Source organism: Cupriavidus sp. 291-E7 (genome assembly GCF_057798835.1).
Genome location: NZ_JBYOJV010000014.1, coordinates 24,881 through 46,582, shown reverse-complemented (window position 1 = coordinate 46,582; position 21,702 = coordinate 24,881). Strand labels below are relative to the sequence as shown.

12 protein-coding genes are annotated in these 21,702 nt (G+C 63.9%); 8 read left to right on the top strand and 4 right to left on the bottom strand.

Going from position 1 to position 21,702, the window contains the following annotated elements; all coding sequences use genetic code 11:
- Positions 1-52: 52 nt before the first annotated feature.
- Positions 53-1,573, bottom strand: coding sequence for a DUF1254 domain-containing protein (locus tag AC3FLX_RS22850; protein ID WP_488699608.1), 1,521 nt, complete (start codon positions 1,571-1,573; stop codon positions 53-55).
- A gap of 486 nt (positions 1,574-2,059) precedes the next feature.
- Here AC3FLX_RS22850 and AC3FLX_RS22845 point away from each other — a divergent pair, with 486 nt between their 5' ends.
- Positions 2,060-3,292: an MFS transporter gene (locus AC3FLX_RS22845; protein ID WP_488699607.1), complete on the top strand. Its 1,233-nt coding sequence runs from the start codon at positions 2,060-2,062 to the stop codon at positions 3,290-3,292.
- A 103-nt stretch (positions 3,293-3,395) separates the two neighbouring features.
- Positions 3,396-4,604 (top strand): GGDEF domain-containing protein, encoded by a 1,209-nt coding sequence (locus tag AC3FLX_RS22840; protein ID WP_488699606.1) that lies wholly within the window; start codon positions 3,396-3,398, stop codon positions 4,602-4,604.
- 14 nt (positions 4,605-4,618) lie between these two features.
- On the opposite strand, the gene AC3FLX_RS22835 is transcribed toward AC3FLX_RS22840, so the two are convergent.
- Positions 4,619-6,328, bottom strand: a complete 1,710-nt coding sequence (locus tag AC3FLX_RS22835; RefSeq protein ID WP_488699605.1) for a sigma-54 interaction domain-containing protein — start codon at positions 6,326-6,328, stop codon at positions 4,619-4,621.
- A gap of 176 nt (positions 6,329-6,504) precedes the next feature.
- Here AC3FLX_RS22835 and AC3FLX_RS22830 point away from each other — a divergent pair, with 176 nt between their 5' ends.
- Genes AC3FLX_RS22830 through AC3FLX_RS22815 form a run of 4 tightly spaced genes read left to right on the top strand, consistent with a single transcriptional unit; the run spans position 6,505 to position 14,943 of the window.
- Positions 6,505-8,055 (top strand): acyl-CoA carboxylase subunit beta, encoded by a 1,551-nt coding sequence (locus tag AC3FLX_RS22830; RefSeq protein WP_488699604.1) that lies wholly within the window; start codon positions 6,505-6,507, stop codon positions 8,053-8,055.
- A 46-nt stretch (positions 8,056-8,101) separates the two neighbouring features.
- Positions 8,102-11,419, top strand: coding sequence for an acetyl-CoA carboxylase family protein (locus tag AC3FLX_RS22825; RefSeq protein WP_488699603.1), 3,318 nt, complete (start codon positions 8,102-8,104; stop codon positions 11,417-11,419).
- 32 nt (positions 11,420-11,451) lie between these two features.
- Entirely contained in the window at positions 11,452-13,917 is a 2,466-nt protein-coding gene (locus tag AC3FLX_RS22820) for a CaiB/BaiF CoA-transferase family protein (RefSeq protein ID WP_488699602.1), read from the top strand.
- Positions 13,918-13,956: 39 nt separating this feature from the next.
- Positions 13,957-14,943: a Bug family tripartite tricarboxylate transporter substrate binding protein gene (locus tag AC3FLX_RS22815; RefSeq protein ID WP_488699601.1), complete on the top strand. Its 987-nt coding sequence runs from the start codon at positions 13,957-13,959 to the stop codon at positions 14,941-14,943.
- A 4-nt stretch (positions 14,944-14,947) separates the two neighbouring features.
- Here the strand turns inward: AC3FLX_RS22815 and AC3FLX_RS22810 are convergent, their stop codons facing one another.
- Together AC3FLX_RS22810 and AC3FLX_RS22805 are read right to left on the bottom strand one after the other, a co-directional pair.
- Positions 14,948-16,546, bottom strand: a complete 1,599-nt coding sequence (locus AC3FLX_RS22810; RefSeq protein WP_488699600.1) for a GMC oxidoreductase — start codon at positions 16,544-16,546, stop codon at positions 14,948-14,950.
- A complete protein-coding gene (locus AC3FLX_RS22805) occupies positions 16,543-18,519 on the bottom strand; it encodes a preprotein translocase subunit YajC (protein WP_488699599.1) in 1,977 nt (658 codons plus the stop codon). The genes AC3FLX_RS22810 and AC3FLX_RS22805 overlap by 4 nt, the downstream gene beginning before the upstream one ends.
- 310 nt (positions 18,520-18,829) lie before the next feature.
- Between AC3FLX_RS22805 and AC3FLX_RS22800 the strand changes: the two genes are divergently transcribed.
- Entirely contained in the window at positions 18,830-21,253 is a 2,424-nt protein-coding gene (locus tag AC3FLX_RS22800; protein WP_488699598.1) for a xanthine dehydrogenase family protein molybdopterin-binding subunit, read from the top strand.
- The gene (locus AC3FLX_RS22795) at positions 21,235-21,693 is read left to right on the top strand and encodes a (2Fe-2S)-binding protein (RefSeq protein WP_488699597.1); all 459 of its coding nucleotides are present in this window, start codon (positions 21,235-21,237) and stop codon (positions 21,691-21,693) included. The genes AC3FLX_RS22800 and AC3FLX_RS22795 overlap by 19 nt, the downstream gene beginning before the upstream one ends.
- The last annotated feature ends 9 nt before the right edge of the window (positions 21,694-21,702 follow it).

Here is a 21,702-nt window from a genome sequence, read left to right as displayed (position 1 = left end):
GACGCGGTCTCCGGACTGCCCGGGCAGACCTAGGCGCGGATTCGGGCCTTTCCTACTTGATTTTCTCGATGTCTCCTGGCTTCCAGGTTTGATCGAAAAATGCCTTTTCAGGTGAGTAAAGCCGCAGGATGACGAAGTAACCCTTGCCCGGGACCGTGCGAAGCCAGTTCTTGTCCTTACCCGCGGGTGCCGTCGGGCCGAAATAGAGGTCAGTCGAGCCATCGGGATTCTGCACCGGCTTATCCATCTGGTTCAGCGATGGAAATGACTGGCCATTGTCCAGGCCGGAGGCAGTCGTGCCGTCGTAGACGGTTGCGGACCAGAAGTTCTTGGCCGGAATGTTCGGTGGCAGGTGTAGCGAGTAGGACTGTCCGCCATCGAGGAATTTCCCATCCTTGTCGCGCGACGTGACCGGGTATTTGGCCCCGGCGTTCACGATGTTCTTCACCATGCCCGGGCTGGCGGAATACGCGCTTGTGAAATAGCCAGACCGTTGTTCGAGGTTGGTGTATGTGCGCGCGGACTGGAATGACGTGTCCTCGCCCGCAAACACGTTGACCCACTGCCGGTCCGGGTAATACTTGCCGCCCGGTTCTTGCGCCACCATGTCAGCGATGACGACCTTGCTGATCTTGAAGCCGGTCTGGGCCGCGCGTTCGAGCAGGGCGCGCATTTCCGGCGTCGGCGAGAAAGGCTTGCCTTTCTCGATGCCTATCGTGTGTAGGAAACCCCGCATATCCAGATCGGCAGGATCGACATATTCGCTGTCGATAAAGCGGGACATCATGTCGAAGTAGCTCGCATCGCGCGGAAACAGCAGATTGGCCGGCTTGCTGTTTGCGTCGGGGAACTGCATCGGCTTGGCCGACGCTTTCTGGCCGAGCGGATAAATGCGCGTGGCCGCGATCTGAGCGTTCGGCTTCGACAAATCCTTGGGGTCGGTGAAGAACGTGCGCCAGAAGAGAAATACGTTGTACGTCCGCGAGCGGTACACGAAGGCGCCCTTGGGCAGCGTGTTCTTTGGTGGCTCACCCTTGTAGTCGGGGGGCAGCAGTACGTATATGCCGCCCTTGCCCTTGTCGGGGCCGGCCAGTCCGACGTCGCCCATCCAAGTGCGACCGTCCATTGTCGGGCCTGCCAGGGGCCGCTGGAAGAAATCATCAAGGATGCCTTGCACGCCCTCAGGCGCCTCGACGACCAGCGGGCCATCCTTTTTCAGGTCCAGATATCCCATCGCATAGACCACGTCCGAATTCGGCGTGGTCACCTGTGTGGACGCCTTGATACGCTCCTTCCAGACCGGCAGGACGTTATAGCCCGCGCCGAAAACCTTCTCGGAGTTTTCCTTCATTGCCCAGATGTTGATGGCCGGTAATGCCCAGATATAGGCCTGAGTGGCGCGCTGGAAAATCAACTCGTCACGCAGCAAGCGCGAGGTTTCAGCCGTGGGATAGTCCTTCTCGAATGCCGAGTTGGCCAGGGCGTCGTAGCGCGAAACCTGCGCCGTGGTGTGGCCGGAGATTGCCAACGTGATGGCGGCCATTGCAACTGAAGTCCAGGGAAGTTTTTTCATTGCAGGTCTTCGAATCAAGTTTGCTGTTGGCACATTAACGTTCGTCGTGGCGACGATCGAGCGTGGGAGTCCGAATTGCCGACTCTCGAATACTTCAACAAGCACTCACTAATGTCACTCACCAGAAATGCAGCGGCAGGCGCTTTTTTGAAAGCTTCAGATCGGCTGCGAAATCTTTCAATTTGCAAACCACATCACGCTTTCGGCCCAATCGACAACAATGGATTGCGCCGGGGTTCTCACCACAGGGGGACGTCTGAGACAACACGTTCTTTGCGTATTTCGACAGGACGTGGGTGCTTCCCGATATCGAACGCGCGAACTGACGAATGTGCGATGTGATCCCGATTTCCGCCGATAACATGCGGCCGCCTTCTGCAGGGCAGGCGGCCATTAGTATTCCCGAGCATTCAAATTCCTTGACGATTCAACGAAAATAGCTCTGACGGCTTCCCCCAATGCCGCGCCAAGAAAAAGAGCTACCGCATGTCTCGTCTATCCTCGCTGCGCCCCGTCTTGCCGATTCTCATCGGTGCTTCCGTCATGTTGTCGCTGGCTATGGGGTTGCGCCAAAGCCTGGGAATCTTTGTGCCGCCGCTGACGCGCGATATCGGAATTTCGGTCGGCGATTTCACGATTGCGGTGGCGGTCCAGAATCTGACTTGGGGCTTGTTGCAGCCGTTTGCCGGAGCGCTCGCGGTCAGGAGCGGATTCCGTCCGCTGATGGTCGGCGGATCGTTGCTCTATATCGTCGGCCTGGTGCTGCTGGCCACGTCGCACACGTTATGGGCCGTCATATTGGGCGGCGGTATTTTGATTGGCATGGCGATGGCCGTTACCGGCACGGCTATGGCAATGGCCGCGGCTTCCAGCGCGGTGAATGCCCAGGTGCGGAGTCTCGTGCTGGGATGCGTGTCGGCATCCGGGTCGCTCGGCGCAATGATTGCCGCGCCGCTGGGGCAGAGTATTTCCAGCGAATGGGGCTGGCGCATGGGCCTGGCGTCGTTCGTGATACTGGCGTTGATCATGTTGCCCGCGGCCTGGATTGGTGGCCGGGTGGACAAAGTCCGGGAATCGCCCACGCGGGCGCAAGCGGAGCAGAGCGGACGGCAGGCGTTGATGACGGCGCTGCGGCATCCACCATTTGTGGTCATGGCGCTGGCCTACACCATTTGCGGGATGCAACTGGTGTTTCTGACCACGCATTTGCCGGCCTATCTCGATATCTGCGGCATGGACCCGATGTTGTCGGCCAAGGCGCTCGGACTGATCGGTGGTTTCAATGTGCTGGGCAGCCTGTTCTTCGGATGGGCCGGAGGGCGGGTCAACAAGCTGTTCCTGCTCGGCGGAATCTATATTTGCCGCTCCATCGGCTTTATTTGGTTTTTTCATACCTTGCCGACGCCTGAAAGCACGATGGTGTTTTCGGCGGTCATGGGATTCCTGTGGCTTGGAGTGTCCCCGCTGGTTCAGGGCTGGATTGCGCAGACATTCGGTTTGCGTTGGCAGGCGATGATTGCGGGCGTGGCGTTTTTCAGTCACCAGATCGGCAGTTTCATCGGCGCTTTTGGCGGCGGCTGGCTCTATGACCTGATGCATAACTACTCGATGGCGTGGAAGGTGGGGGCCGCGCTTGGGCTGGCGATGGGGATTATCCAGATTACCTTTGCGTTGATCGGCAGGACACAGACGCCGCGTCTGGTGCCCCAGGCGGAATAGGCGCCTCGGGTTTCACCCGGACGGGGGATACCCAAATGGATCGTGTGCTGGATAATCGATCCGCTCGGGTACCTGGGTTCTTATGTCGAAATCTGCCGTCGCAATGATTGATTCGGTCGACCCGCTGTGGGTGGAGTTTTCCGATCCGCAGCTGGAGCGAGACTTTCAGAAGCATCATCTGCCGCATACCGGAGCATCGCTTCGAACAACGCTGGTATTCTGCGCGTCGTTCTTTCTGGCGTTCGCCCTGACCGATCTGGCGGCGCTCGGGCTTGGCCAACCGTTCTGGATTCTGCTGACGGGCCGCATTCTGGTGGCGGTCACCGCGTTTGGCGGCCTTTGCCTGATTCGCCGGCAGGTCGACTCGATTCAGGCCCATTGGCTGGCAGCCAGTGTCGCGGAAGTCGTCACGCTGGCCATCTTCATGATCGTCGTGTGGTTCCGTCCCGGAGAGCTGTCCTGGCACGCGATGTCGCTCGCGATCATGATGATCGTCATTTACGTGTTCATTCCGAACCGGCTGATATATGCCATCGGTATTGCGCTCACGGCCACCGTCGCCTTTATTGCACTGGCCACGGCCATCGGTAACCTGCGATTTTCCGATGACGTCACGATGTCGATGTTGCTGCTGCTTACCAACAGCTTTGGCATTGTGGCCGCGCGCCGCTATCACCGGTTATGGCGCGATGAATACCGTGCCCTGAGCACGCTGAAAACGCTGTCTATCCGCGACCATCTGACCGGTTGCTTCAATCGCCGGCATTTGCACGACACGCTGCTGCCCGACGCATTGAAATCGGCCAGGGGTGAGCGTCTCTGGCTGACGCTGATGGTGTGCGATATCGATTATTTCAAGCAGATCAACGACTTGTATGGCCACCAGAGTGGCGATGCCGTGCTGGCGCACGTTGCCGCGTTGCTTCAGAAATGCGTGCGCAAGGACCAGGACAGCGTGGTGCGTTATGGCGGTGAAGAATTCCTGATGGTAATGCCCAGGACCGACCACGATACGGCAGCCAGGCTTGCGGAGACCATGCGCATCGAAGTGGCAAAGCACCCGTTGTCGCGGCCCGATGGCCATCAGATATACGCGACGGTCAGTATCGGCGTGCTTGCCGCCGATTTTGCGGTGGTGGAAGACGAAATCACCGAAAGCGCGTTGATCGTCGCGGCCGATACGCTGCTCTACGAAGCCAAGCGGGCGGGCAGGAATACCATCTGCAGCGGACTCTGGACTGAATTGTCGTATGGCACGACGTCCTACTGGGAAGCGCCGGACGAGAATCAGCCCGTATTCCTGACGGAGTGATGCCGCGTCAGCGCTTAATGCCCGCCGCCACGCTCCAGAATCTTGTACAGATGCGAGCGCGAAATCCTGAGCTGTTCGGCCGCCCGCTTCTTGTTGCCGCCGTGGCGGGCAATCGCGTCGAGAACGGCCGCATAGGCAACGTCGTTCATCCCGCCAGTCGCGTCGACAGGTAACGCCGCAATAGGGGAAGAGGGCGGGATCACCGTTCTGACATCCGCATCCGTATCCACACCCACATCGGCCACGGGCTGCGACGGCAAGATGCCGCGTGCCGCATCGCCGCGCGCAAAATCCGCCACTCTTAATAGCCTGCCGTCGCAGAAAACCAGCGCCTCCTCAACCCGTTGCCGCAATTGCCGCACATTGCCGGGCCAGGGTTGCCCGGCCAGATAACGTTGTACGTCGTGTTCGATCCGTGGCGCCGGCATGCCGTTTCGTGTGCAGAACGCTTCCACAAAATGCAGAAGCAGCGCGGGAATATCCTCGCGCCTTTGCCGTAGCGCCGGAATGCGCAGCACCACGCCGCTGAGCCGGTAATACAGGTCCAGGCGGAACCTGCCTGCATCGATCAATGCGGGGATATCGCGATTGGTCGCCGACACCAGGCGAAAATCCACGCGCTTTGGCCGTCCGCTGCCAAGCCGTTCGACCATATGGTCTTCCAGCACTCGCAGCAGCTTGACCTGCATTTCCATCGGGATATCGGCAACTTCATCAAGAAACACCGTGCCGCCAGCCGCCAGTTCGAGTTTGCCGGCCTGTCCCTGGCGTTTGCTGCCGGTGAACGCGCCCGGTGCATGGCCGAACAGTTCGGATTCGATCAGCGTGGCGGGCAGGGCTGCCAGGTTCATGCTGACCAGCGGCCGGGCATCGGGCGATTCCTGGCCGGCGCTGTGGATGGCGCGCGCCACCAGTTCCTTGCCCGTGCCACTCTCGCCAAGGATCAGCACGGGTACGTCCAGCCGTGCCACGGTCTGGATTTCGCGGCGCAGCCGCTGCATCGGCGCGCTTTCGCCAATCAGTCCCAGCGTCGTTTGCTGTTCACGCAGGCCCTCGAACTCGCGCTGGTAGCGCGCCACTTCCGACCGCAGCTCCGAAAGCTCTTTGTGCAGGCGTACCAGTTCCTCGGGTCCCTTGAACATGACCTGGCCAATCGCGCCCACCACGTGGCCGTGCTCGCGGATCGGAATCCGATTGACCACGCGCGTTGCCCCGTTCAACTGCTGTAGCTGGCCGATCTCGGCCTTGCCGGACGTCGCCACGTGCGGCAAGCGCGAGTTCGGAATCACGTCGGCCGCGGGGCTGCCCGTGCCTGCGCCGCGTTCGATGCCAAGAAACTTCTCATGGACCGGACTGATAAAGCGCACCAGCCCCGCCTTGTCGACCACGGTGATGGCCTGGTAGGGATCGTTCAGAAAGTAGTCGAGGATGGCGCCGGCAAAAGGCACGGTGCCAAGAAAGTCGAACAGCGTCGTGTGCGCATCCGCGTTGTGGACCAGGATGACCTGATGCCGCCCATCTTCCAACGACACGCCGATATAGCGCGTGTCACCGGACTCCACGGGAAAAAGCCGGCGGCCATTCACGGCCTCGGTGGCGTGCGCGCTGGCCGATTGCGCGGCGTCGGCCAGGGCTGGATCGGCGCAAACGCCAATGGCGGCAATCCGGGTGCCGTCGATCGAGCAGATCAACGCACCCAGCGGCTGTGTTGTCTCCAAGGACACTGATGTCTCCTGCGATGTCCGTCGTGCGGACACTTTTATGTCGTCGTGGCGGACATCTTAGCCGCGCCCATTTGATTTCTCAATGAAATCAACGGCCCCAAGTGTCCGCGAAGGCTGGCACGGGTCGTGCAAAGTGTCTTGGGAAAGACAAAGACCGAGAAACCGGAGACAAAAGCGTGAGCTGGCAACCCGAAGTCGATGAATTAGCCTACCGCCGCCGGCTGGCCGCCCGGATGGGTGGCGATGACAAAGTGGAGCGCCACAAGCAGGCCGGCAAGCTGACGGTCCGCGAGCGCGTGGACGCCATCGCCGATGCCGGTTCGTTCCGCGAAGTGGGCGGATTGAGCGGAAGCGGACGTTACGACGGTAATGGGCGGCTGGTCGATCTGGTCCCTTCCAATCTGGTGATGGGCCGCGCGCTGGTCGATGGACGTCCGGTGGTGGTGGTCGGCGACGATTTCACCGTGCGCGGCGGCGCCAACGATGGCGCGGTCGGCGACAAGCTCGTGCATGCGGAAAAGATGGCACATGATCTGCGCCTGCCGATGATCCGGCTCGTCGATGGCACCGGCGGTGGCGGCTCCGTGCGCAATATCGAGATCAAGGGCCACACCCTGATTCCCACCATGAAGGTGTGGCAGCACGTGGTGGAAAACATGGCCACGGTGCCGGTGGTTTCGCTGGCCCTGGGTTCGGTGGCGGGCATGGGCGCCGCGCGCGTGGCGTCGAGCCACTACTCCGTGATGGTCAAGGAGACTTCGCAACTGTTCAACGAAGGGCCGCCGTCCGTGGTGGCGCGCGTCGGGCAGACGCTAACCAAGAACGAACTCGGCGGCAGCCAGATTCATACACGCAATGGCGTGGTCGACGACGAAGTGCCTACCGAACACGAGGCTTTCGAGCGCGCCCGCCGCTTCCTGTCCTATCTGCCGGGCTCGGTGCACGAACTGCCGCCGAGCGCGCGGATCGATGACGACCCGGCACGGCGCGACGAATGGCTGCTATCGGCCATTCCGCGCGGCAACGGTGCCGACTATGCCGTTCGTCCCATCGTGCAGACGCTGGTCGATAACGGGTCGTTCTTCGAGATCGGCGCGCAATGGGGCCGCGCCATCGTCACCGGCCTGGCCAGGCTCGACGGCTGGCCGGTGGCCGTGATTGCGAGCGATCCAACCTTTAGTGGCGGAAGCTGGGATAGCGACACAGCCGAGAAGTTCACGCGCTTTGTCGACATGGCTCAGACCTTTCATCTGCCGGTCGTCAATCTCGTGGACACGGTTGGCCTGCAGGTCGGGCTTGAGGCCGAACAGGCCGGCATCATGCGCGCCGGCGTGCGTGCGCTGGCCGCCGTGTATCAGGCCACGGTGCCGTGGTGCTCGGTCATTCTGCGGCGCGCCTACGGCGTGTCGGCGGCGGGGCATCAGCACATGGGGCGCTTCAATTTCCGCTACGCGTGGCCATCGGCCAACTGGGGCGCCTTGCCAATCGAAGGTGGGCTGGAAGTGGCCTACAAGGCCGAGATCGAGGGCGCCGACGACCCCGTGCAGAAGCGTGCGGAGATCGAATTGCGCGTGCGCAGCCTGACGTCGCCATTCCGCAGCGCCGAAGCCTTTGTCATCGAAGACATCATCGACCCGCGCGACACGCGCGCGTTGCTTTGCGAATTCGCCAACCTGGCCGCGCCGCTGCGTGAACCCGGCATCAGCCGCTTCGGCATCCGGCCCTGAGCGCCGGGCAATCAAGACATCAGACACAAAAAAGAGGAGACAACCTTTGAAAAAGCTGCTGATCGCAAACCGCGGCGAGATTGCGCTGCGCATACTGCGTGCCGCCCGCGATCTCGATATCGGAACCGTGGCCGTCTATTCGCAGGACGATGTCAGCGCACGGCATCGCGTGCTGGCCGACCAAGCGGTGGCGCTCGACGGCACCGGACCGGCCGCGTATATCGACATCGCGGGCATCATCGCGGCCGCCAGGGCCACGGGCTGCGATGCCGTGCATCCCGGTTATGGCTTCCTGAGCGAGCGCGCCGATTTTGCGCAGGCATGCAGTGACGCCGGAATCCGCTTCATCGGGCCGGACGTCGAGCATCTTGCGCTGTTCGGTGACAAGGGGCGCGCGCTGGAACTGGCCGCGCAGAGCGATGTGCCAGTCATGCCATCCACGCCCGGCGGCGCCACGCTGGACGATATCGGCCGCTTCTTCGACGCACAGGGCGGCGCGGGCGTGGTCATCAAGGCCGTCGGCGGTGGTGGCGGCCGGGGTATGCGCGTGGTGCGCCGCCGTGAGGATCTGGCCGAAGCCTACGCGCGGTGCCGCTCCGAGGCCGCGTCCGCGTTCGGCATCGATGCACTGTACGCGGAACGGCTGGTCGTGCGCGCGCGCCATATCGAAGTGCAGATTGCCGGCGATGGCACCCATGTCGTTGCGCTGGGCGAGCGCGATTGCACGCTGCAGCGCCGCTTCCAGAAACTGGTGGAGATAGCGCCAAGCCCGGTGCTGAAGCCACACCTGCGCGAGCAGATCATCAAGTCCGCGCTCCGGCTCGCACGGCGCGTCAACTACCGCAGCCTCGGCACGTTCGAATTCCTGGTCGAGGAAACCGAATCGGGCGAGCAGAAGGATTTCGTCTTTATCGAAGCCAATCCGCGCCTGCAGGTCGAGCACACGATCACCGAGCAGGTCACGGGGGTGGATCTGGTTGCGCTGCAGATCGGCCTGGCCGATGGGCGATCGCTGACGGACCTGGGTCTGGACCCCGCATCGCCGCCGCAGCCTAAGGGGTATGCGGTGCAGGTCCGGATCAATGCGGAAATGACCGATGCGCAAGGTCTGGCTCGCCCCGCGCATGGCCGGCTGGAGCGCTTTGATCCGCCTTCCGGCCCCGATGTTCGCCTCGATACCCACGCTTACACCGGCTATGAGCCGTCACCCAATTTCGATACCTTGCTGGCCAAGCTGATCGTCAGCAGCGCGGCGCCGACATTTGGCGCCGTGGTGCGACGCTTGCAGCGCAGTCTGTCCGAGTTCCGGATCGTCGGCGTGCCGACCAACCTGAACCTGCTGCGCGCATTGGTCGAGCGCGACGATTTTCTCTCGCAGGATGTGCATACCCGGCACTTCGAAGCCATCCTGCCAGAGCTTGCGAGCGCCGCCGAAACCCTTGCGGATGCGGGCAAGGCGCAGGATGCCCTGCTGGGCGATACCTCGCGCCCATCGACGCCGCACGCCGCACGCATCGCCGAACCCGAAGCGGAACTTGACGAAGGGTTGGTGGCGATTCGTGCCCCGCTGACGGGCCGCGTGGTGGAGATGTCGGTCCAGCTCAACGACATGGTCAAGCCGGGCCAGACCGTCGCCGTGCTCGATGCGATGAAGATGGAGCACACGATCGTTGCCGAATGCGGCGGCCGCGTGGTCGACCTGCGGCTGGAAAAGAACGCGCTGGCTTCAGAAAACCAGATCCTGATTGTGCTGGAGGCGGGCGAGTCCGCTGGGGAAGCGATCGACGCCGACCACGCCCACGATCCAAATCTGATTCGTGCCGATCTGCAGCGCGTACTGGATCGTCATGCCTATCTGTACGACGATGCTCGCCCCGATGCCGTCGCGCGCCGCCGGTCGCGGGGCCAGCGCACGGCGCGCGAGAATATCGCGGACCTGTGCGACGCCGACACCTTCGTCGAATATGGCGGGCTGGCGCTGGCGGCGCAGGCGTCGCGCCGCAGCAAGGAAGACCTGATCGCCAATGCGCCGGCCGATGGCCTGATCACGGGCATCGGCAGCGTCAACGGCGAACTTGTCGGCAAGGACCGTGCGCGCAGTGCCGTGATGGCGTACGACGCCACCGTGATGGCCGGTACGCAGGGCAAGCGCAACCATATCAAGACCGATCGCATCGTCGAGGTGGCATTGCGTGACGAACTGCCGCTGGTGCTGTTCGGCGAAGGCGGTGGCGGCCGGCCCGGCGATGTCGATTTTCCGTCGGTGTCCGGTCTCTACCAGCCGTCGTTTGCCGCCTTTGCCGAGTTGAGCGGCCAGGTGCCCGTGGTTGGCGTCGTGTCGGGCCGCTGCTTCGCGGGCAATGCGGCGTTCCTGGGCTGCTGCGATGTCATCATCGCCGACAAGTCCGCGAACATCGGCATGGCCGGCCCGGCGATGATCGAGGGCGGCGGCCTTGGCATCTATCGCCCGGAAGACGTAGGCCCGGCGCCCGTGCAGTTTGCCAATGGCGTCATCGACATCCTGGTCGAAAACGAGGCCGAAGCCACGCACGCGGCCAGACACTACCTGTCGATGTTCCAGGGACGCGTCGCGGACTGGAGCGCGCCCAATCCGCTCGACCTCCGCCATGTGGTGCCCGAGAACCGTCTGCGGGTGTACGACACGCGCAAGGCCATCGAAGGTATTGCCGATACCGGCAGCGTGCTGATGCTGCGCGGCGGCTTTGGCTCGGGCATCCATACGGCACTGGCCCGCGTGGAAGGCCGGGCCGTCGGCATCATGGCCAACAACCCGTATCACCTGGGCGGGGCCATCGATGCCGATGCGGCGGACAAGGCGTCGCGCTTCATGCAACTGTGCGACGCGCACGGGTTGCCCATCGTCTCGCTGATCGACACGCCGGGATTCATGGTCGGCCCCGAAGTGGAGGCGCGCGCGCAGGTGCGTCACGTATCGCGCATGTTCCTGACCGCCGCCAAGCTGCGCGTGGCCCTGCTGGCCGTGACATTGCGCAAGGGGTATGGCCTGGGCGCGATGGCAATGGCCGGAGGCGGATTCCGCTCGGCCAGTTTCACGATCTCGTGGCCGACCGGTGAATTCGGGCCGATGGGGCTGGAGGGCGCTGTGCGGCTCGGCTTCAAGAAGGAGCTTGAAGCGGTGCCTGACGGTCCCGAGCGCAAGGCGCTGTTCGACAGGCTGGTGGCGCAATCCTACGAGCGCGGCCACGCGATCAATACGGCCGCGGCCGTGGAAATCGACGCCGTGATCGACCCCGCCGAAACCCGCAAATGGATTGCCCAAGGCATGGCATCGGCCGAGATTCGCGGCCGCAGGGAGCGCCGTGGGTTCGTCGATGCGTGGTAAGCGCACCTTCCGGAACACAGACAGGGAATGCCATGACAACGAATTGTCCTGATCCGGCCCAACTGGCGCTGGGGGGCTTGCGTGTGCTCGAAATCGGCAGCGGACCCGCGGTGGCCTACGCGGGCAAGCTGTTCGCGGATTTTGGTGCCGAGGTCATCAAGGTAGAGTCGCCGGCCGGCGACACCTGGCGGCGAATGCCGCCGCTCGTCAACGTGCCCGGCCATGCGCAGCCAGAGAGCGCCTTGTTCGCCTGGCTCAATACGAACAAGCGCGGTGTGGTTGCCGATGCGGGCGACGCTGAAGACGATGCCTGGCTGGCGCAACTGGCGCTGACCTGCGACGTGGTGCTCGATGCGCGTGCGTTGAGCGAAGGCACCGGCGTGCTGGCGAAACCGGTCTGGCAGACGCGAGAGCAGGGCGGGCACGCGCCGATCGAGATCGTGCTGACCTGGTTTGGCGAAAGCGGTCCGTACAGCGATTTTGCTGGCTCGGAAGCCGTGTGTCGCGCCCTGGCCGGTGCGGTGCACGGCAGCGGACCGGTGGAAGGTCCACCGCATATGCCGCACGACGTGCAGACGGCGATAGCGGTTGGTCTGAGCGTTTTCTCCGCCGCCGTTGCCGCGCTGATCGGCAGCGGGCAGGGCAGCCGCCGCTACGTATTGAGTGCGCACGAGTGCGTGTTCAGCGTCGTCGAGATGGAAGCGGGCATGGTGCAGGACAAGCGTCACCCGCAGCGGCGGCTTGGCGTGAACCGCTTCTGCGGGACGCACCCGGGCGGCATCTACCAGACCGCCGCCGGGTGGATCGGCATCTTCACGCATACCTTGCCGCAGTGGAAGGCGCTTTGCGAAGCAATCGGCCGTAACGATCTGGCTGACGATCCGGCGTACGCAAGCGGCCCGGAACGCATGTCGCGTGCCGACCAGATCGACGCCATTCTGATTCCGGCCTTCCTTGAGCGTACCGCCGAGCAATGGTTCGAGATCCTCGGCGACAAGAAGCATCCGGCCGTGGTCGTGCCCGATATGGCGACGCTACTGAGCCAGACCGTGCACCGCGAGCGTGGTGCGTTCGTGCCGGTGCAGCTCGACGGTGTCGCATTCGAAGGCCCCGTCGTGCCGTTTCCGCTGGAGGAGGCTGGCCCGCTGCCCGGCGGCGCGGCGCCCGCGCTTGGCGCGCACGATGCACATTACCGCCGGGCCGGTCTGGACCATCTGCCGCGCCATCGGCTGGCGCGGACGTCGGGCGAAGAACTGCCGCTGCAAGGGCTGCGTATCGTCGACCTGACGATGGGCTGGGCCGGACCGCTGGCATCGCGGACGCTGGCCGACTTCGGCGCGGAAATCATCAAGGTGGAAAGCACCGGCTACCCCGACTGGTGGCGCGGCGCGATCTTCAATGAGGCGTTCTATCGGGACAGGGTCTACGAGAAGAACACGAACTTCAACCTGATGAACCGCAACAAGCTCGGCATCACGCTGGATCTGACGCAGCCCGAGGGCAAGGCGTTGCTGCTGGACCTGGTGGAACATGCCGATGCGGTGATCGAAAACTACTCGGCCGAAGTGTTGCCCAAGCTCGGACTCGACTACGCCGCACTACGCGCGCGCAACGAGAAGCTGGTGATGCTGTCGATGCCGGCATTCGGCACGGGCAACGCCTGGAGCAACACCCGTGCGTATGGTGGCACGCTCGAACAGGCCAGTGGGCTGCCGCTCTACACAGGGCACGCCGACGGCCCGCCTGCCATGACGTCGTACGCCTATGGCGATCCGGTGGGCGGGCTGAATGGCGGAGCGGCGATCCTGGTGGCGCTGTTCGCCCAACGCACCACGGGCAAGGGGCGGCATATCAACCTCTCGCAAGTCGAAGCGATGTTGCCAATGACGGCGCCCTTCATGATCGAGCAATCGGTCTCGGGCAACGTGTCATCGCGCAACGGTAATCGCCATCCTGTCAACGCGCCGCACGGCATCTATCGCTGCGCTGGCGACGATGCGTGGATGGTGCTGACGGTAGCCGATGCGCAGTGGCCCACGCTGTGTCATGCCATCGGACGGAGCGATCTTGCCTTGGATGCGGCGCTTGCCAAGACGTCGGGCCGCCGTGCGCAGCATGACCGGATCGATGATGCCATCCGCCAGTGGTCCGCGACGCTAGCCCCCGATGCCGCGATGCGGAAGCTTCAGCAGGTGGGCATAGCGGCTGGCGTGGTGCGGCCGATGTCGCAGGTCCTGCAGGATGAACACCTGCGGGCGCGCGGCTTCTGGCAAGAGGTGGAGCGCGCCCACGTCGGCACCTATATCGCCAACACGGCCTGGTTCCGCACGGGGGTTCGGCCCATCGCCACGCGCAGCGTGTCACCCACGCTGGGGCAGCACACCGACGAAGTGCTGGCGCGCGTGCTCGGACTCGCACCCGATCGCCTGGCCGCTCTTGCCAGGGATGGCATTACCGGCCAGGACGCAAAACCAAAGGGCGCCAAAAGCCCGGCGTAGCCACGGCTACGCATTCCAGAACGACAAACAGGAGACACGATGAACAAGCGACAAGTACTGAAAGCCGGCATGGCGATGGTTGCGACCTGCATGATCGCCGGCCCCGCAGCCGCGCAAAGCGCGAACTGGCCGAACAAGCCGATCCGGCTGATCGTCCCATTCCCGGCCGGTTCCTTTACCGATACCGTGGCGCGCATCGTTTCCGAACGGTTGACGAAGTCGCTGGGGCAGCCAGTGGTCGTGGAAAACAAGGCCGGCGCGAACGGCCTGATCGGCGTGGGCGAGGTGGCCCGGTCCGCGCCGGACGGATACACGCTGATGGTCACCAACTCCAGCAGCGTCACGATCAATCCGAGCCTCTACAAGAAGAGTACCTACAAGACGAAGGACTTTGCCCCGGTGACGCTGATTATCGAGGCGCCGTTCATTCTGGTGACCAATCCCGAATGGTCGCAGAAGCATGCCGTCGCAACGGTGCCCGATCTCGTCCGCTACGCCAGCCAGCACCCGGGCAAGATCAGCTACGGCTCCGCCGGACCGGGGAATATCGCGCACCTGAGCTTTGCGATGCTGAACAACCGGGCCAAGGTGTCGACGACGCACGTGCCCTACAAGTCCGCCGCGCAGGCCCAGCTCGCGGTAATCAGCGGTGAACTCGACACGGCGTTCGACACGTGGACCGCGCTGCCGCAGATCAAGGCCGGAAAGCTCAAGCCAATCGCCGTCAGTTCGTCCAGGCGCATGGCCCAGCTTCCCGATGTACCCACCGTGGAGGAGGCCGGTCTCAAGCCATTCAACGCGACGTTCTGGATCGGCATGCTGGCACCGGCGGGCACGCCTCAGCCTATCGTCCAGAAACTGAACGCGATCATGCGCGCTACCCTCGACGATGAGAAGGCCAAGGCGGCCTTGGGCCAGCAAGGCGACGTGGTGATGATCGGGCCGGATGAATATGCGAAGCGCATCGAGAAGGAAGAGGCCGAGTGGGCGGCGGTGATCCAGCGCGAGGCAATCACGCTGGACTGACGCTTTACGCTTCCTGCAGGAGCAGCGCGATATTGCGCTCCGCCAGCGCGGCGATCGTGCGCGACGGGTTGAGTCCCAGCGCCCGCGGCACGATCGCGCCATCCATGACGTAGAGGCCGTCGTAGCCAAAGACCCGTCCATGCGAGTCGACCACGCCGTCTTCGGCCGTTCGTCCCATATTGCATCCACCCAGCGGATGCGGCGTGACCAGGTTATGCAGGAGCCGCCAGGTTGGCGGCACCCAGGGGTTGCCGCCCGTGGCAACCGATAGCTGCCGGTGCGCCTCCACCATCGACTCGATGACCGCTACCGATGACTGGTAGCGCCATTTCATTTCGAGCGTCTGACGCCAGGGCGCGTACCATTTCCGGCGCAGCAGCAGTTGCCCGTCGGCCGGGTCCACGCCCTGGCCGAACCACGGCATCATGGTTTCCAGCGGGTCGCCGTCGTCGATGATGCCGCCGATTTCCCGCCACAAGGCGCGCAACTTGCCACGCGGCATGCGCTGGATCTGGCGGTGGATATAGTTTCGCGCGATGTTCGGTATCCCGCCGTCTTCAACGAACAGCGCCTGCCCGTTCGGTGCGCTACCGTCGAGCAGGTCGATCACTGCCGATATGGTGACGCCGTGCGAGGGAGACACGGTGCGCCCGTCATAGAACGCCGGGGTCACGAAATCACCGTTGTGTGACCAGCCGTGACCAAGCCGCGCGGACAAGCCGGGCAGCGTGCGATGCGTGTCGCGGCAGCGCAATAGCAGCTCCGTGCTACCGATCGAACCGGCGGCCAGAATCACGCGGCTCGCCGTGACTTCACCGGGTATGCGCTCCTCGCGCTCGGGGTCGATCCGGTCGAATCGCACTCGCCAGCCATGCGATAGCGGTTCGAGCCGCTGTACCAGGTGCAAAGGCCGGATTTCCGCGCCATGATCCTCCGCGACGGCCAGATAGTTCAGGTCCAACGTATTCTTGGCCGACACCTGACAACCGACATCGCAGTTGCCGCAGTGCACGCACGTGCCTTGCCAACGGCCGTGACGATTCTGAAAGCGCGTGGAATGCCGGTCTTCGCGCGCATCCGGCAGATCGGCGCGCCAATCGTCGCTGAAGCTGACCGCAAGGGGCAGTTTGCGGAACCGGTCGCCCCAGCCGCACGCTTGCGCGCCTTCGCGCACCAGCAATGCGCGCTCGCTGAGCTGGTTGTCGGGCACGGGCGCCACGGCCAGCATGTCACCGACGGTGTCGTAGTACGGTTTGAGGCCGGCATGGCTGATATCGTCCGGCCAGCCGTGCTCGAACGTTCTTGGCGGCGCTTCGACCGACACGTTGGCATAGATCAGCGAACCGCCGCCCACGCCTGCGCCGGCAATCACCCAGACGTCCGAAAACGTCCGCACATCGGCCCAGCCGTTGTGGCGGTGCGGCGATTTCTGGTTCCAGAGCCACGGATCGTCATCGCCGCGCGGGTAGGTGTCGGGTGTCCAGCGCCGACCGCGTTCCAGCACCAGCACCTTGTGTCCCGCCTGCGCAAGGCGGCATGCCGACACCGCGCCGCCAAATCCGCTGCCGATGATCACCGCATCGTATGTGTATGGGCCGCTCACTGCGCACCTCCATGTCGCCGGATGACGATAGGTGGCTCGGTACGCCGCATGGCGTCCGGCGGCGCGACCTCTCCCTTGGCGGGAACGAAGCGCGGTCCACTGGCGCCAGCGGTCGCCGCCACGCGCCAGGTCCGGCCAAATCCGCCGCGCCGCTCCACACCGTGACCGAGCACCCATCGGCGGCACACTTTCTCCAGCTTGAGCGGATGGATCGTCAGCGTCTCGGCGTCGAAGCGCATGCGCAGAAAACACTTGTAGTCCGCGATGGACTGGGACGAGAACACTTCCTCGGCGTGCAGGCCCCACAACTGGTTGGCGATGACCATCCATATGCCGAACAGCAGTCCGCCCAGGATGCCGCCTGCCAGTACGGTTTCGGCCAGCAGCAACGGCAGGATGAACCAGTCGTCGGTCTGAACGCCGAGCAAGTGCAGGTTGACTCGGGCCAGCACCCAGAACAGCACCGCGGCAAGGCCTACGTGAAACAGGCCGTGCAGCGCACCGGCCAGTCCCGCGAGTGAAATCGCGCTGCGCACGCCGCGCGTCGACAGGGCTGCGAAGAATGCCAGCACGGCAATCGCAAGGAGTACCGATGCCGGGCTGTTTGCCAACGTCTGCCATAGCGCGCGCCACGCGGCGCAGATGCTGTCGAAGCCGATTGGCAGTGCGGCCAGCGTATCCATCAGGCTTCCATGCGGCGGCGAAGCTGGTGCAATCCTGCTGGCGCTCTGGGCCATCCAGTTGAACAGGAAATAGATCGCCGCGAACAACGCGCAGAGTCCGACGTTGCGCACTGGTAGCTGCCAGGCCCGGTTGCGCAGCTTCAGCGAGGTATCCCGATCCGGGTACAGGGAGTCCGCCAATCGATAGCGCTGGCGCGTGCGTCCGATGGCAATCGAGTCGGGCGAGCGCGGCAACTGATGGGTGCCGTGCAGGAACGCGCCGCCACCGCCGCACGTCACGCGCTCGGGCCCTGGGGTACCGGGTTCGGGCGTATAGCGTGCGTAGTGATGCTTGTCGCCAGCGAGTACGGCAACCAGATGTTCGCCGAGCAGACGCTCGATCCTGCTCAGGCTGCGAAAGCGCGGCGTACGGGCTTCGAGTGTCGGCAGGGTCCGCCGCCTTGAGCGCGACAGCCTTTCCATTTCGTCGATCCAGCTCGGCTCAGGCGTGCATAGCACCACGCGATCGCCTGGTGCGAGCTTTTCATGCATCGCCTTGAAGTACTCGTACTGCTGCAGATCCATCTCCGATTCAAGCTGCAGGTCGAGACCCCAGATCCACCAGCCGTGCGGTAACTGCAGCACGTAGTAGCTGGTGCGCTGGCGCGTCTGCCAGCCGCCGATGGCCGCGCCGGTGCAGAACAGTTGCGCAAAGCCACGCAGCCCGTCGTACCAGTCGTGATTGCCAGGCGTGGCGAGCATGAGCGGGGCGCCCGGAATGGGGATCGTCTCTTCGCTGTTTTCCGCACCGTCGACTGGCACCGGCGCTGGAAATGCGGCGCGGAACGGGTCAAGAAAACGCGTGCGATAGCCGCTGTTTGCCGGGGTCGGATACACCTGGTCACCGCCGAGCAGCAATACACCGGCACGCGGCAGCGTCGTGCCTTCGGCTTGCAGACGGACGGGGTGGCTGGCGCATAGCGCCATCGAATAGGTCGAGTGCCAGCCGTCGCCGGTATCGGCCAGGTAATCGATCCAGACACCGTCTTCCGCATCGGCGGCCACGGGAATCGGTGGATTGGTGGCCAACGGGTTCAGCGCCGCCTGTACCGCGCGTGCATCGGCGAATGCACCAATCGTGCGGGCCACGGTGACTCGCGCCGCGGTCATCAGCAACTGCACGGGACTGAGCCAGTTGACCATCGGCTCCTGCGTGTACAGTTCCACGCGGCTCGCTGCCGTATCCGACGAAGATGCGGCGCTTGTGGCCACGGATGGCACCGTAGTGCCAGCTTCGTTGTTCGCAAGCATCGACGACCTCCCGGTTGGCAGATGCCTGCGCAAGCCATGCCCGCGAGGCTGGTGCCCGAATGCTTGTCCTGTTTCAACCTGATTTCAAGCGCGATTCATTCTCTCGGGATCGCACCGGCCCGGTGGCAAGCTCGCCTCGCAGTTATCGTTCGCATCACCTAATATAGGTGATCAAAAGACTTGAAAACTTCGATTTGCAAATCGGAGACAGATGCGGTTTTCCGGGGGGGAAAGCGGGGTCGTCGCGGAGGATGCCGGGTATCGCCGATCGGGCCGACACGTGCCCCGGTCCGGTGCCCGATCACGGATCATGCTGAGTCGCAGATCGTTTCTCCTTGGCGGCGCAGGCGTGGTGGCGGGTGGCGCGCTCGTGGTGGGCTGGATGGTGGCGCGCCCCGATGAACGCCTCGACAGCCAGACGCCGCTACCGGCGCCCGATGGCGCGGTGCCGCTGAACGGCTGGGTCATCGTCGGCACGGACAACAGCGTGACGATCGTCATGAGCAAGGCCGAGATGGGGCAGGGCATCCATACCGGCGCGGCCATGCTGCTGGCCGATGAACTGGGCGCGGACTGGGCGCAGGTGCGCGTGGTGCAGTCGCTCATCGATACCGCATACATCAACCGCGAAAACCTCGGCGCCGGATTGCCTTATCGTCAAGACGACAAGCGCCTGCATGCGGTGCTGGCGCGTGACCTGTCGCGGCGCGTGTCGCGCTACTTCGGCTCGATGGTCACTGGTGGCTCCACGAGTATCCGCGACCTGTGGATGCCAATGCGCGAAGCAGGTGCCTCGGCGCGCGAAATGCTTTGCACGGCTGCGGCGCATAAATGGTCGGTGCCGGTCGATGAATGCGTAGCAAAGGCCGGCAACGTGCGACACGCGTCTTCGGGCCGCTCGGCGACGTTCGGCGAACTCGTCCCGTTGACCCGGAAGCTGCCGCATCCCGAACACCCCAAGCTCAAGGACGCCGCATCGTTCACGCTGATCGGCAAGAACATGCGCCGCATCGAAACCGCGCCCAAGCTCGACGGCAGCCTGCGCTTTGGTATCGACATCGTGGCCGCCGATCTGGCACGCGATATCGGCGCAGCCGCACCGGTTGCCCTGCTTTACGCCAGCGTGCTGATGTGCCCGACGCTCGGCGGCAAGTTCAAAGGCAAGGAAGTCCGGATCGATGGCGTGGCGGGCGTGCACGGCTGCTATCCCGTGGATGGTTTCAACGGCGGCACCGGCGGCATTGCGGTGATCGCCGACAATCCGTTCATCGCCATGCGCGCACTGTGCAATCTGCGCGTGGCGGCGGATCAGTGGGACCACGGCCCCGCCGCGAAAATCAGTAGCGACGATATACGCAAGACGCTGCAGGACGCGCTAGACGATGGTCATCCGCACAAGTATTACGCGGTCGGTGACGCCGAGGCGGCGCTGAAGCGTGGGCAGGAGGGCAAGGACGGCAAGGTGCTGCACATGCAGTACGAGGTGCCATACCTGGCACACGGCGCGCTGGAGCCGATCAATTGCACGGCGCTGGTGCAGGACCGGCGCGCAACGGTATGGGTGTCCACGCAGGTACCGCAGGCCGCGCGCACGGCCGTTGCCAATGCGCTCGATCTCGATGAAGACGACGTCGTCATCCATGAGCGCTTTCTGGGCGGCGCGTTCGGCAGGCGCCTGGAGGTCGACTACGTCGCGCAGGCCGCCGTCATCGCCGCGCACGCCAAAGGCAAGGCGGTACAAACGGTGTGGTCCCGTCCGCAGGATATGGCGCATGACTTCTACCGGCCGACATGCATATCCCGCTTCAGCGGCGCACTCGATGCGAACGGGAAACTCGTGGCATGGCGGGCCGTGTCCGCCAGCCAGTCGGTGTCGGGCCAGTCGCTGGCGCGTACCTATAGCGTGCCAAGCGCCATTGCCCGTGTGTTGCCCGATGCCACGATGGCTGAAGGCGCGTTCGATCAGCCTTACGCATGTGACAACGTGGAAGTCAGCCATCGCCGCGTAGAACTGCCGATCCCGGTCGGCTACTGGCGCTCGGTCGGCCACTCCCATCAGGCGTTCTTCGTCGAATCGTTCCTGGACGAAATGGCTGCTGCGGCAGGCAAGGACCCGATCCAGTTTCGCATCGACATGCTTGCCGCACCCGCGCACCAGCGCCATGTGGCGGTGTTGCGCAAACTCGCTGAATTCTCGGGATGGAAGCGGCCCGCGAAGTGGAAGGACGGGTCAGGCACCGAGTTCGGACGCGGCATGGCCATGCACGAATCGTTTGGCAGCATCGTGGCGCAGGTGGCCGAGGTTCGCAGGGATGGGCCAGGCTGGCGCGTGACCCGTGTGTTCTGCGTCGTCGACTGCGGCGTGGTGGTCAACCCGGATCTGGTGACGCAGCAGATGGAAAGCGGCATCGTCTTCGGCTTGTCCGCAGCGATGCAGCAGGCGATCACGATCCAAAACGGGCAGGTGCAGCAGCACTATTTCAGCGAAGTGCCGCTGATCGACATGGAGACCTGTCCGCAGATCAACACGCATGTCATGACTAGCCCGGACGCCGTGCCATATGGCGTGGGCGAGGCCGGCACGCCGCCGATTGCGCCCGCCGTTGCCAATGCCGTATTCGCGCTGACCGGCAAGCGGATCTACACGCTGCCGCTCGTGGAACCGCCGCCGCTGCCGGCGGGGGAAGAACTGTGGGAGGGCGACCGATGGTGCAAGTGGTGCGAGTCACTGTGAACGGCAAGATCGTCGATGTAGGTTCGGCACCCGAAACGCCACTGCTATGGGTGCTTCGCTGCGAACTGGGCCTGACCGGTACGAAGTTCGGTTGCGGCATCGGCGTGTGCGGCGCTTGCACCGTGTTCGTCGGCAAGGAAGCCAAGCCGGCGTGCCGCGAGGCGATCAAGCAACTGCACGGCGTATCGGTGACGACGATCGAAGGATTGCACGGCCCGGTGGCCGACGCGCTGCGCCGCGCATGGACCGACTGCGACGTCGTGCAGTGCGGCTATTGCCAGAGCGCCCAGCTGATCGCGGCCGCCGCGTTGCTGGCGCGGCGCAAGTCGCCGTCGGACGCCGACATCGATGCCGCGATGAAGGATATTGTTTGCCGCTGCGGTACGTATACGCGCATCCGTCGCGCGATACATCAGGCTGCCGCGGCATTGCGGGGCTAAACCCGCCTT